The 12,446-nt window shown below is 54.4% G+C and carries 11 protein-coding genes; 2 read left to right on the forward strand and 9 right to left on the reverse strand.

The genetic code is table 11. The features are described from left to right. Positions 1–3 precede the first annotated feature (3 nt). Both ACFQ14_RS02205 and ACFQ14_RS02210 read left to right on the forward strand, forming a co-directional pair. Complete coding sequence (locus ACFQ14_RS02205) at positions 4–963, forward strand: TAXI family TRAP transporter solute-binding subunit (protein ID WP_377211061.1); 960 nt, start codon at positions 4–6, stop codon at positions 961–963. Between the two features lie 121 nt (positions 964–1,084). Continuing rightward, complete coding sequence (locus ACFQ14_RS02210; RefSeq protein ID WP_377211062.1) at positions 1,085–3,721, forward strand: TRAP transporter permease; 2,637 nt, start codon at positions 1,085–1,087, stop codon at positions 3,719–3,721. On the opposite strand, the gene ACFQ14_RS02215 is transcribed toward ACFQ14_RS02210, so the two are convergent. The 9 genes from ACFQ14_RS02215 to ACFQ14_RS02255 all read right to left on the reverse strand — a co-directional run bounded on the left by ACFQ14_RS02215 (position 3,718) and on the right by ACFQ14_RS02255 (position 12,414). After that, on the reverse strand, positions 3,718–5,043 hold the full coding sequence (locus tag ACFQ14_RS02215; protein ID WP_377211063.1) for an aspartate aminotransferase family protein: 1,326 nt from the start codon (positions 5,041–5,043) through the stop codon (positions 3,718–3,720). The genes ACFQ14_RS02210 and ACFQ14_RS02215 overlap by 4 nt on opposite strands. Positions 5,044–5,301: 258 nt before the next feature. Next, the gene (locus ACFQ14_RS02220) at positions 5,302–6,261 is read right to left on the reverse strand and encodes a nuclear transport factor 2 family protein (protein WP_377211064.1); all 960 of its coding nucleotides are present in this window, start codon (positions 6,259–6,261) and stop codon (positions 5,302–5,304) included. 19 nt (positions 6,262–6,280) lie between these two features. Next, positions 6,281–6,994 carry an RraA family protein gene (locus ACFQ14_RS02225; protein ID WP_377211065.1) on the reverse strand — a complete coding sequence of 238 codons (714 nt, stop codon included), beginning with the start codon at positions 6,992–6,994 and terminating at the stop codon, positions 6,281–6,283. Then, the gene (locus tag ACFQ14_RS02230) at positions 6,991–7,701 is read right to left on the reverse strand and encodes an alpha/beta fold hydrolase (RefSeq protein WP_377211066.1); all 711 of its coding nucleotides are present in this window, start codon (positions 7,699–7,701) and stop codon (positions 6,991–6,993) included. The genes ACFQ14_RS02225 and ACFQ14_RS02230 overlap by 4 nt, the downstream gene beginning before the upstream one ends. A 5-nt stretch (positions 7,702–7,706) precedes the next feature. Beyond that, complete coding sequence (locus tag ACFQ14_RS02235; protein ID WP_377211067.1) at positions 7,707–8,507, reverse strand: HpcH/HpaI aldolase family protein; 801 nt, start codon at positions 8,505–8,507, stop codon at positions 7,707–7,709. 3 nt (positions 8,508–8,510) lie between these two features. Then, on the reverse strand, positions 8,511–9,638 hold the full coding sequence (locus ACFQ14_RS02240) for a hypothetical protein (RefSeq protein WP_377211068.1): 1,128 nt from the start codon (positions 9,636–9,638) through the stop codon (positions 8,511–8,513). Positions 9,639–9,656: 18 nt separating this feature from the next. Continuing rightward, positions 9,657–10,703: an ABC transporter ATP-binding protein gene (locus tag ACFQ14_RS02245; protein ID WP_377211069.1), complete on the reverse strand. Its 1,047-nt coding sequence runs from the start codon at positions 10,701–10,703 to the stop codon at positions 9,657–9,659. 11 nt (positions 10,704–10,714) lie between these two features. Beyond that, positions 10,715–11,533 carry a carbohydrate ABC transporter permease gene (locus ACFQ14_RS02250; protein ID WP_377211070.1) on the reverse strand — a complete coding sequence of 273 codons (819 nt, stop codon included), beginning with the start codon at positions 11,531–11,533 and terminating at the stop codon, positions 10,715–10,717. Then, a complete protein-coding gene (locus ACFQ14_RS02255; protein ID WP_377211071.1) occupies positions 11,530–12,414 on the reverse strand; it encodes a carbohydrate ABC transporter permease in 885 nt (294 codons plus the stop codon). The genes ACFQ14_RS02250 and ACFQ14_RS02255 overlap by 4 nt, the downstream gene beginning before the upstream one ends. Between the last annotated feature and the right edge of the window lie 32 nt (positions 12,415–12,446).

A 12,446-nucleotide genomic window follows, 5' to 3' on the forward strand; every position in this document is an offset into this window, starting at 1 on the left:
AATATGAAAAAGATTTTGCTGGGGTTGGTTTTAGCCGCCTCCACTGCGCTTTCCGCACAAGCTGCTGAACAGAAGTTCATTTCCATTGGAACAGGTGGTGTGACGGGGGTGTACTACCCAACCGGCGGTGCCATTTGCCGCTTAGTCAACAAAAACCGCAAAGAGCATGGCATCCGGTGCTCGGTCGAATCCACTGGCGGTTCAGTTTACAATATCAATACCGTTCGTGCGGGCGAATTGGAATTTGGCGTAGCTCAATCCGATTGGCAGTTCCACGCTTACAATGGCACGTCGAAATTTGCCGATCAGGGCAAGTTTGAAAAACTGCGTGCTGTGTTTTCCGTCCATCCTGAACCGTTCACACTGATTGCGAAAAAGGGGTCGGGCATTTCGGGCTTCACAGACCTGAAAGGCAAGAAAGTGAATGTCGGGAACCCTGGCTCAGGCCAGCGTGCGACTACCGAGGTTGTTATGGAAGCCTTCGGCATGACCATGAGCGATTTCGCTTTGGCGGCCGAGCTAAAGGGCTCCGAAATGGCGCAGGCGCTTTGTGACGGTAAGATTGATGCGATGATCTACACGATTGGTCACCCGGCTGCCGCTATCACCGAAGCGGCTACCACCTGCGATGTTGAACTGGTGTCTGTAGCTGGTGAACCAATCGACAAGCTGATCGCTGACAACCCATACTACCGCAAGGCCACAGTGCCCGGCGGCATGTACAAGGGCACAGATTCCGACGTCACGACATTCGGTGTGGGTGCTACATTTGTTTCATCGGCTGATGTGCCGGAAGATGTGGTTTACATCGTTACCAAAGCGGTTTTCGATAATTTCGAAGACTTCAAAAAGTTGCACCCGGCCTTTAACAATCTAAAGGCCGAGGAAATGGCGAAGGACGGTCTGTCCGCCCCGATCCATGACGGCGCCGCTAAATATTACGGCGAGCGTGGCTGGAATTAAGATTGATACGAGGGGCTGGACTGAAATGTCTGGCCCCTCCCACTTCCACTCCCAAGTGGACCAGAAGGTCAGATAGCTTTTCCCGATTTAGGGGCAGGGCAGGGCGCGAGGGGTAACGACCATGAACAATAAATATGTGGTGCCAGCCGATTCTGAAGGTGCTGACCCTGATCCTGACGCGATGGTTGCCGAAATTGAATCCGGCGCACGCAACGCCGCCGGGCTGGCAGGCAAAGTCATCATCGCAATTGCGTTCATTTGGTCGTCTTTTCAAATCTACATTGCATCTGCCATTCCCTTTGTGATTACGGAATGGACTGGAATCAACGTTGTCTTCAACAATCAGGAAGCGCGCCAGATTCACCTGGCTTTTGCATTGGTTCTGGCAATGCTTGCTTATCCCCTCTTCAAAAGTGCACCGCGTGACCGTGTTCCTGTGTATGACTGGGTTCTTGCGGCACTTGCTGCGTCTTCTTGCCTGTATCTTTTGTTTTTCAAAGCCGACATCGCCAACAGGGCCGGGCTGCCAACGCAGGCCGACTTGGTTTTCTCGACAATCGGGATGCTGGCCGTAGCTGTTGCCGTTTACCGCGCATTGGGCCTGCCGCTGGTTATCGTGGCTTCTGTATTCGTGTTCTATGTTTTTGCGGGTCATCTGGATCTGATGCCCGATGCGATTCAGTGGAAGGGCGCATCATACGGTAAGGCGATGTGGCACTTCTGGATGCAAACAGAGGGTGTATTCGGCGTCGCTCTGGGCGTTTCCGCCTCAATGATATTCTTGTTTGTGTTGTTCGGGTCCCTGTTGGAGAAAGCAGGTGCAGGCAATTATTTCATCAAACTCGCCTTCGCGCTGCTTGGCCATCTGCGTGGCGGACCAGCGAAGGCCGCAGTCGTGGCTTCGGCTTTGTCGGGCCTTTATTCAGGTTCATCCATTGCAAATGTGGTGACCACCGGTACCTTCACAATACCGCTCATGAAGCGCACAGGCTTCTCGCCCGAAAAGGCGGGAGCAGTTGAAGTTGCCTCCTCGACCAACGGTCAACTAACGCCACCAGTGATGGGTGCAGCGGCTTTTCTGATTTCGGAGTTTACCGGAATTTCCTATCCCGAACTTATCAAACATGCCTTTCTTCCAGCGGTCATTTCCTACATCGCACTGGTCTATATTGTGCACTTGGAGGCATTGAAGCTCGGCCTGAAGGGCATGGAGCGACCCACGGTTGTTGGCACTCTTGCCCAACGCTTGTCCGGTGTACTGTTTGGCTTCATCGCTATGGCGATATTAGCGGGTGCGGTTTATTTCGGATTGGGCTGGGTGAAAACTGCATTCCCCGGCCTCGGGTTCTGGACCGCTGTGGCACTGTTTCTCGGTGCCTATGTTTACTTGCTTTACCGTGCATCTCAGGTGCCGGATCTTGAAATGGATGATCCAAACGCACCGATCACGACCTTGCCCCGTCCAATGGATGTGGCAATCACTGGCTTTCACTTCATCTTGCCGATCATAGTCTTGATCTGGTGCATTCTGATCGAACGTTTGTCACCCACTTTGTCGGCTTATTGGGCTACGGTGGCGATGGTTTTCATTCTTCTCACCCAGAAGCCGATGAAGAATTTCTTCCGTGGTCTTGGCGGCTACGGTGAAGCCTTCCGCTCTGGCGGACGTGATTTCTTCGACGGTATGATTGCTGGCTCACGAAACATGATCGGCATAGGTGTGGCGACAGCGGCGGCAGGCATCATCGTTGGGACAGTTTCACTCACAGGTGCTCACCAAGTGGTGGGCGAGTTCGTGGAATTTTTGTCCGGTGGGTCGCTAATTGTCATGTTGCTGCTGGTGGCGGTGATGAGCCTTATTCTTGGCATGGGCCTGCCCACGACTGCGAACTATATCGTCGTGTCATCGCTGATGGCGCCGGTTATCGTCTCGGTTGGCGCGGCATCTGGCCTGATCGTGCCGTTGATCGCGGTTCATTTATTCGTGTTCTATTTCGGAATTCTGGCGGATGACACGCCACCGGTGGGTCTGGCAGCATTTGCCGCTGCCGCCATCTCAGGTGGTGACCCGATCAGGACGGGTATTCAGGGGTTCACCTACGACATCCGCACAGCTCTGCTGCCGTTTATGTTTATCTTCAACACGGAATTGCTGTTGATTGACGTTGGTTTCGCCAAAGCGGTGTTCATCTTTTTCATCGCCGTCATCGCAATGGGCATCTTTGCTGCGGCAACACAGGGCTACTTCTTTGCCAAAAGCCGGTGGTTTGAATCTGTCGCGCTCCTGCTGGTCGCCTTTACTCTGTTCCGACCAGGCTTCTGGCTCGATCAGGTTCAACCCCCGTTTGACGATCAGCCCGGTGTCGCAGCCATTGAATACGCTGCCAACGCGCCCGCTAACGCAAAAATGCGGATTGTGCTTGCGGGGCCGGATTTTGACGATCCTGACAAGATTGCCTCCCAGACCATGATCGTTGATCTGGGGGAAGCGGGCGACGGAATCGAGCGTCTCAACAAGGCCGGACTGATCGTGCGCGAGGAAGATGGCAAGGCGCTTCTTGAGGAGCCGTTGGCCGGTACGACGTACTTCCAAACGCTGTCCAACTACGATTTCTACGGCGATACGCCAGTTGAGATTACAAAGCTTCAAGCGCAAGCGGAACGCTTGCCGAAGGAGATATTCTACATTCCGGCATTCTTGCTCTTGCTGTTGGTGATCGGGCTACAACGCCGCCGGCAGACTGTACCGGCCTTCTAAGCAGGAAGCACTTTATCAAATGTGCTGCTAAGTTTGCCAACGATCTCGTCGATGTGGGCGTCTTCGATAATGAACGGGGGCGCGAGCAATATGTGATCGCCGCGGACGCCATCAATTGTGCCGGACATTGGATAGCAAATGAGTCCGGCCTCGAAGGCAATCGCTTTCATTTTCTTGGCAATGCCGATTTTGGGATCAAATGGTTGTTTGCTTTCACGGTCCGCTACGAATTCAATACCGCGAAAAAGGCCGCGACCGCGAATGTCACCAACAAAAGCATGTTGACCAAATGCGCTTTGCAAAGCGTCTTGCAGTTTGTCACCCATGACAGCACAGCGCTCGACCAGTTTTTCGCGGTTTAGTTTTTGAACAACGGCAAGAGATGCGGCACAAGCGGTGGGGTGGCCTACATATGTGTGCCCGTGTTGGAAAAATCCTGAACCATTCTCAATCGTGCGATAGATTTCTGCGCTGCACAGCGTTGCACCAATCGGCTGGTAGCCTGCGCCTAGCCCTTTGGCAATCGTGATGATGTCGGGCGCTATCCCGTCTTGCTCGCAGGCAAACATCGTGCCTGTGCGCCCCATTCCACACATCACTTCGTCGAGAATGAGCAAAATGCCATTTCGGTCGCAAATCTCGCGCACTTGCTTGAAATATCCAGGTACAGACGGCACGGCACCAGCTGTGGCCCCAACGACGGGTTCTGCGAGAAAGGCAATCACGGTTTCCGCGCCCAATTGCTCGATCTGCGATTCCAACTCGTTTGCAACGCGCAGACCGTATGCCTCAGCTGTTTCATCAACCTGACGTCCGCGATATTCGTAGCAGGGAGAGATGTGGTGTGTTTCGATCATCAGAGGCGAAAACGGTTCGCGACGCCAAGCATTGCCACCGGCTGCTAATGCGGCGAGCGTGTTGCCGTGATAGCTTTGTTTGCGTGCGATAAAATGACGACGGGAAGTCTCACCCTTCTCCCAAAAATACTGGCGCGCCAACTTCATTGCCGCTTCGATTGCCTCTGAGCCGCCAGAGACAAAATAAACGCGCTCAATGCCCGTCGGTGCCAGTTCAATCAAAGCATCTGCGAGGTCTTCTGCGGGCTTGGATGTCATGAAGCTGGTATGAGCAAAGGCGATTTCGTCCAACTGATCTTTGATTGCCTTTGTCACGTCGGGGTCGCCGTGACCGAGGCAGGAAACAGCTGCTCCGCCGGAACCATCAAAGTACTGTTTTCCATCGGTGTCGGTGAGATAGACACCCTTACCAGAAGCGACCGTGGGCAGCCTGGATTTGGTATGACGGGGAAAAACATGGGACATGGATACGGCCTGTTTCGATGCCTGGGGTTGACGATGACACTAAATGATCTTTGCCAATAGACCCTTGGTGGTTCAAGGAAGGCAGTGTGAGCTAAGAATGGACAACTTGCTATTGCTATCGATACCGATTGAACACGTACGGGCCGCTCTGTGAGGCATCATAATTCAAATGCGCCACGCCAGCAGTAGGCGATTTTCTGGTTTTTTGCTGCGGCGGCTAAATTCCTCTCACGAATGATATGTGTTCAAAAAACCGAACTATGAATTGCTGGACTGCAAAAGGATCTGTTTCCAGATAGCAATTTCATCATACAGGGTCGTTTCGCTTCGCAATCCTCTGGGCCCAAACTCCGCATGGCTCACACCCATTACGTGAATAGAAGTGCCGGTGGGTCGTCCAAATGGCCCCCATCCTTCGTGCTTGCCTGTCAAAGACCAGCGGATAGCGCTGCGTGGAGACATCATGGGGTCTTCGCGGCCTATCTGATGTTCGACGGTGAACTTTGCTGATGGAAATGCGCTTCGGAGCCCAAGCCAGAACGCGGTGGCGTCATCGCGGCCATGACTCTGCAGGCCGCCAGGCAGAAATAGCTGACACGCTCGGTCGTATTCCTCGGCTATCACGGAAAAATCGAAAGCCATAATCCGATTGAGAATAGCGGCGTGCCGCTCACCCCATTCGTTGTCGTTGCCCAAACCACGATACGGCCCAATCAAATCTGTCTGGGGTGTCAGTGGCATTGATGCGTCGCCCGATGCGATGATGGCGCGGGCGAAGTTTTCCGGTGTTTGACCCAATTGGCGCACGATTGCTCCGTTGTCACGGATCAGCCATTCGTCCGAAACACGGTTGTTGTGGCAAAACGTGTCCGCGATCGTTCGGAAGGTCAGTTTTTTGCCCGTTGCAGGGCCAAAAGCCCCACCATGATGCGTGGCGGTTGAGATGATGCGATGGGATGACAAAAACCCCTGTTCTTCGTTGCCGCTCCATATCACGTCTTCACCAAACAGTTGACGATCGGGAAATTCCGTCAATGTGGCCATCGTATTGGCCTTTCCCGCCCCGTTCCCGTGGCTGATGCCTTGGGGTGTGCGCACCATCAGGTCGTCGCCATAGTGCCAGTCAAGAGCGGAGATCTGCCGACCTTCCCAAATCATCGCAGTGCATTTGAGGATGTATTCGGGCAAGTCGGCAAATTGGGGGTCAAAGCCTTTCATTTGAGGACTTTCCACCCGCTCATGTTCGTGCCGCTTCAAAGCGTGCCCAAAGCGCCTCAAACTCTTCTAACGATATTTTGCCGCGTTTGAGGGGGTCTAGAACGATTGCCTCGCTGTCAAATAGAGTTTTTATCGCTCGTTTGAGTTTTGGCTGAACATCGGTGGGTATCACGACCGCGCCGTGGCAATCGGCATGGACGAGATCGCCATCTTTCACACTCAAACCATTGATGGTCACGGGCGTGCCGGTCTCAACCACGTGGACAAAGCCGTGGCTGGGGCCAAGTGATCCAGCGAGAATGGGGAATCCTTCCGGCATGTCATCCATATCGCGCAGCAGCCCGTTTGTGAGCGCACCGCTGAGATTGCAAACATTCATATGAACATAGGCGTGCACCTCGCCCCACCAAGCGCCGCGGGCAGCGTCACCGTCCGTGTCTTCTACGACTGCAATGCCGGGCCGTGGACCGCTTGCCATGTGCCGAAAATAGTTCTTCCGGCGTGCACGCAGGACTTCCGCGCTTTGTGTGGGTGGGTTTGCGCCCGCAATTTTTGCTGTCCGTGCGTAGCCGACAACGCTTCTGCGCGACGGATCAGACCAGACCATTTGTTGCCGTGTGAAACTTTCAAACCCCCGTTTGCCTTGGGCGACTTCGATGGCGTTGCAAACTGTTGGCGTGTCGCATCGGGCGAGAAGATCAATCTCGACTTCGCTCAGGATTGGATCGGTCACGATCTGTGTTTCTCCGGACTAAAAGTGGCTTCGAATGCAGAAGCAACCGCGTTTGCGCAGACTTGCGCGTTCTCCAGCAGCATATAGTGGCCGACATCCGGCAGGACAGCAAACTGGCCTCGCAGCACGGAATTAGCGATTTTCACTGCGTGGGTAGGATCGGCCTGCTGATCCATCCGACCGGATATGGCGATGATGTGCGCTTGCGATTGCGAAAGAGCATCCATCGCGCCTGGCCGCGTAAGCGCGAGCTGGGTTTGGGCGTCAATGAGGTTCTCACTTTGCTCCGCCATAACCAGAATACGCTCGATAACATCATCGCTCATCGCGTTTTTTCCATCCCTCAAACGATTGGCAAGTGCAGCGCGGCCACCGTATTGAGTAACATCGTTGCGCAGACTTTCCCTATCAGGCTTGCGAGTGGGAGCATCCGGGAGTGGGTTGATGCCGAAGAGGATCAACGGGCAATCGGCAGGGAGAGTATCCGCGTGATGAGCGGCCACGATTGCACCGAGGGAAAAGCCACAAACTACATCGCCGCTGCGGATTTCTTGAATAAACTTTTGGCGATAATCATCGACTGACGGTTGCGATATTTCCCACGGAATGCGGCACGCTACGGGCACGCGCAAATGATCGAGAAAACCACTGAAGACTTCTGCCGTGCACAGTGTTCCCGGCAGAAGATGCCATCTTCCAACAGGCATTGGGTTCAGTATCCTGCTTTGACTGTCGCCATGGGGCTGCCGGGACTTTCTTTTTTCTCCAATAGACGTGCGACGGCAGCAGTGCCGCTTCGGATCAGATGGCCGAAATCGTTGGCGGGAGTGACCATCGCAAAACCGGCATCAAGACGGCGGCGTGCTTCTTCAGCATCGGCGCAAAAAATGCCGACCGGCACACTTTGCGCTTGCGCCTGCTTGAGGATGTGACTGATCGCAGATTCGGATTTCGTGCGCGGAAAGCCAACGCTTCCTTCGAGATTGAACGCCAGATCGTTGGGGCCGATATAGATCATGTCCACACCATCAACCGCTAAAATGGCGTCGATATTGGTCACCGCGTCTTCGGTTTCGATCATCGGGATCGCCATGATCGTTTCATTGGCTTTGGCAACATAGTCTGGCCCGCCATAAAGAAGGCCGCGCGACGGGCCAAAACTGCGTGTGCCGACGGGCGGATATTTGCAGGCAGAAACAAGTTTCTCGGCTTCTGGTGCCGTGGAGATCATGGGGCAAATTACGCCATAGGCGCCAGCGTCGAGTACTTGCATGATTTGCGTGGGTTCCAGGCCGGGCACCCGAACGAGCGGGATGGCGGGGCTGGTTGAGATTGCCTGAAGCATTTGCAGCGCTGTCTCGAAACCAAACATGCCGTGTTGCAGATCGACGGTAGCGCTGTGAAACCCGGCATGGGCCATGCCCTCAGCAGAATAGGACGATCCGATGGATAGCCATGCGTTGATGACAGCATCTCCATTCGCAAGCCGCTGTTTGATTGTGTTGGCGCGCATGGTTCAGGCTCCCAATTTGTAGCTTGGCAAAATCGAAGCGCGTGCCACGAAGCCACCCGCATCCAAGGCTCTGTCGTTTTGTGCTGCTGCTTCCAGCGTCTCTCTGGAGAAGTGCGGTACCTTTCGGTGATCACCCGAAACAATAATCAAGACTTCAACAGGCCCGTCACCCAAGGCTTCAAAGGTTCGAATGGTATCGCCGGGTACAGAGTATGTGTCCCAAGCATTCACCGTGCATTCCACATTGAGAGAATTATTTAGCCGTACGGCAAGTTTCCCTTTGTGGACGATCAAAACCATCTTTTCATCGAGCGAAAAGGGGCTGACTTTCTGTCCCGGCTGCAGTCGCATCCATTCGGCGGAAAAGCCGTGAGGATTTGTGATCTTCGCCGTATGATCGCGGTTCTGGGTGATGCCTGCACCGATAACAGGCGCGAGCTCAGCGCCACAGTTTGGCAGGCTCGCATCGATAAATCCCGGGCGGAAATCGCGGTCGTGCGCTGCTACCAACCGTTGCATCATCTCGGCGGGCGAAACGGGTTTTAACTCCGCGACTGCGTCGTTGGGCATAGGCGGTGTGGTTTCCCCGTCTTGTGGGACCGCATCACCGCGGGACGTGTCGATCAGTGTGTTGTGTTTTGAAATGTAGAGACCGTAGTTGGCGGCTTCATGGATGATTTCGGGGTGGAAGATCACGCCGCCGGTTTTGTCGCCGCCAAGGATTGTAAACAGCCAGCCATCGTCCGGTCCGGCATTGGTGAAGCCGCGGAAGATCCATGTCGGCACGGAAAGAATATCGCCTTCGTTGCCCGTAAAAGTGTGCTCGCCCTCGCTGCCCCAACGAAACGTCCAAGTGCCCTTTTGCACGATGAAGACTTCCGCAGTGAAATGGATATGCAGATTGTTGGTTATGCCGTGGGGCATTGCGGCAGCGCCGATGTTGAAGCCGTGGGGTTCCGGCAAGTTGATGACCTGATCTGAAGACGATGTTACGCCGGGTCCAATGATTGAGTAGTTTTCCTTCAGGTGGGAGCCGGGCTTTTTGCAATCGATAAAAGCGACGTTGCACGATACATATTGGTCTCGCCGGATGTGACGGGAATTGGCCTGATCTTGTGTGATGGTCTGCATGGATATGACTCGTGCTGATTAGATGCGCTGACCGCTTGTTTTGTCGAAAAGGTGTAGCTTGGCGTCTGATGTGGGTTTGAGGGAGCAGGGGCTGTTCATCGCAGCTTCAAAGTCAGCCGGTCCTCGCGCGCAGATGAGTGAGGCGCCTTCCCGGATAGTAATCAGCGTTGCGTCACCCGTCAGTTCCAGCGCGTAGATCGGGCCGTTTATGGCGCCCTTTCCGGTAGCGAGTTCCAGATTTTCTGGCCTAATGCCCAGCACCACATCACCACGATCTGCCGCCTCCACCTTGATGGAAACTCCCGGTGCTTCAAAGCGACCCTTTGTTATGGTGCCTTCGATCAAGTTCATGGAGGGCGAGCCAATGAAACCTGCCACAAACAGATCGACCGGGTTGGAATAGATGTTTTTTGGTGTGTCCAATTGAACGATATGACCGTCGCGCATTACGGCTATTCGAGAGGCAAGCGTCATGGCTTCCATCTGGTCGTGGGTGACGTAGACAGTGGTGACGCCCAACTCGTGGTGAAGATGCTTCAATTCCGCCCGCATCGTGACCCGTAACTTTGCGTCGAGGTTGGAGAGCGGTTCATCCATAAGAAATATTGACGGCGTGCGCACGATGGCGCGGGCGAGTGCCACGCGCTGCCGCTGGCCGCCGGAAAGCTCCGAAGGACGACGATGCAACAGCGCGCCAAGTTCAACCTTCTCGGCGATTTCCCGCACGCGGGCATTACGCTGCTCTTTCGATTGGCCGCGCAGTTTAAGCGGATAGGCGATGTTGTCGTTGACCGTCATGTGCGGGTATAGGCCATAATTCTGAAACACCATCGCGATGTCGCGGTCTTTAGGCGGTTTGTCGTTGATGCGCTCCTCGCCAATAAAGATATCGCCCTCTGTAATGTCCTCCAGCCCGGCAATCATGCGCATGGTCGTAGTTTTCCCGCAGCCCGATGGGCCGAGCAGGACCAGAATTTCGCCGTCCTCTATCGTCAGGCTCTGATTGGCGACGGCAACGAAGGAACCGTAGCGTTTTTCCACGTCGACGAGTTTGACTTGCGCCATCGGGCGAACTCCTACTTAACCGCGCCGGCTGTCATGCCGCGCGTGAAGTGCTTTTGAATAAGAAGCGCCATGATGAAAATCGGCACGGTGATCATTACACCAGCCGCGCTCATCAATTCCCAAAGGTCGCCCCGCTCGGTGCGGAAACTGACCAAACCCACCGGCAGCGTGACCGCATCGCGGCGGGTGAGAATGAGCGAAAAGAGAAACTCGTTCCACGTCAGAATGAAGCAGAAGATGGATGATGTGAGAATACCCGGCGCGGCCATTGGCGCTACGATGTCTTTTATCACCCGTAGCCGCGATGCGCCGTCAATCATCGCAGCCTCTTCGCTGTCGAGCGGGATGGCGTCGATGAACCCTTTGATCATCCAGATAACAAAGGGTGTAACGATTGCCAGATTGACGATGATGAGCGCGATGCGCGTGTCCAATAGACCAAGCGTGCGGAACATCAAAAAGAAGGGCAAAACAATTACAATTGCCGGAATGAACTGGGTGGAAAGGACCAGAAAAAAGAGAAATTTGCGCCCGCGCATCCGTTTAAATCGCGAAAACGCATAGGCTGCGAGCGATGCGCAGGGGACGGCGATCAATACGGTCACCCCGGCTACAATCACCGAGTTCAGGACCATTGAACCCAAATTCCACGGATCGGAGAAAACGGTGAAAAAGTTTTCCAGCGTTGGCGTAAAGTTCAGCGACACTGAATAAGCGTCCAGCGGTGTCTTGAATGCGGTTAGAAACATCCAGCCAATCGGGAACAAGACGATGGTGGAGACGAAAACGAGGGTGGCGCGTTCGAGCCACCATGCAAGTGTCTTATTCATGCTGTTGCCGCCTTTTTCTCCGTGAGCAACATCCGCACGTACCAGATGGAAATCAGCATCATGATGGCGGTCAAGATCCAGGCGAGCGCTGAAGCGTAACCCATGTCGTACCATTTAAAGCCGACGTTGAAGATGAAATAGGCGAGTGTCTCTGTCGATTTTCCAGGGCCACCGCCGGTGAGCGTTACGACTTGATCGAACATCTTCAGGGCAAAAATAGTTTTGAGAACCGCAGTAACGGCCAGCACGCCCTTCATTTGCGGCAGCACGATTTCCCAGAAGATGCGGAAGCTGGATGCGCCATCAATGCGTGCGGCTTCCTCTGTTTCACGCGGGATGGATGCGAGGCCGCCAAGGCACATAAACGTCATGTATGGTGTCCAATGCCACACATCTGTTACGATCAGAATGCCCATAGCAAGATCAGGGTCGGCCAACCACGGCGTTCCCTCCAAGGCAGGAAAAACGACCGCGAGACCTTTGGCCAGAACGCCGAATTCCGGATTGAACATGAACCGATAGCTCACGCCGATCAGTGCGGGGCTCATGGCGAACGGCAGGATGAGAACGACACGGGTGAACGTGTGCAGCCGCCCGGTGCGGCGCAATAGAAGTGCCAGCGACATTGCCAGAATCACGGTTATGATGACGCTGGTAACAACGAAAACGGTTGTTACCCAAAGAGAGTTCTGGAAGCCGCTTTCGTTGAAGGCGTGGCCATAGTTTTCTAATCCAACAAAGCCACTGGGTCGGCGCTGCCTTGTCAAATCCCATTCGCGGAAGGACGTCGCCAATGAATAGCCGAGAGGATAAAGCGTTGTCACCAGAACGATGAAGAAGGCCGGGATCAGCAGATAATACTGGAGGGACCGGTCGCGCATGAATCCAACTTTGAAGCGAGCCGATTAGACGG

This window comes from Pseudahrensia aquimaris (genome assembly GCF_042676045.1).
Taxonomy (GTDB): domain Bacteria; phylum Pseudomonadota; class Alphaproteobacteria; order Rhizobiales; family Rhizobiaceae; genus Pseudahrensia; species Pseudahrensia aquimaris.

What these genes read in the sequence shown, in the direction of transcription:
- ACFQ14_RS02205 (WP_377211061.1), top strand. Translation starts at nt 4, where the DNA reads ATGAAAAAGATTTTGCTGGGGTTGGTTTTAGCCGCCTCCACTGCGCTT.
- ACFQ14_RS02210 (WP_377211062.1), top strand. Translation starts at nt 1,085, where the DNA reads ATGAACAATAAATATGTGGTGCCAGCCGATTCTGAAGGTGCTGACCCT.
- ACFQ14_RS02215 (WP_377211063.1), bottom strand. Translation starts at nt 5,043, where the DNA reads ATGTCCCATGTTTTTCCCCGTCATACCAAATCCAGGCTGCCCACGGTC.
- ACFQ14_RS02220 (WP_377211064.1), bottom strand. Translation starts at nt 6,261, where the DNA reads ATGAAAGGCTTTGACCCCCAATTTGCCGACTTGCCCGAATACATCCTC.
- ACFQ14_RS02230 (WP_377211066.1), bottom strand. Translation starts at nt 7,701, where the DNA reads ATGCCTGTTGGAAGATGGCATCTTCTGCCGGGAACACTGTGCACGGCA.
- ACFQ14_RS02235 (WP_377211067.1), bottom strand. Translation starts at nt 8,507, where the DNA reads ATGCGCGCCAACACAATCAAACAGCGGCTTGCGAATGGAGATGCTGTC.
- ACFQ14_RS02240 (WP_377211068.1), bottom strand. Translation starts at nt 9,638, where the DNA reads ATGCAGACCATCACACAAGATCAGGCCAATTCCCGTCACATCCGGCGA.
- ACFQ14_RS02245 (WP_377211069.1), bottom strand. Translation starts at nt 10,703, where the DNA reads ATGGCGCAAGTCAAACTCGTCGACGTGGAAAAACGCTACGGTTCCTTC.
- ACFQ14_RS02250 (WP_377211070.1), bottom strand. Translation starts at nt 11,533, where the DNA reads ATGAATAAGACACTTGCATGGTGGCTCGAACGCGCCACCCTCGTTTTC.
- ACFQ14_RS02255 (WP_377211071.1), bottom strand. Translation starts at nt 12,414, where the DNA reads ATGCGCGACCGGTCCCTCCAGTATTATCTGCTGATCCCGGCCTTCTTC.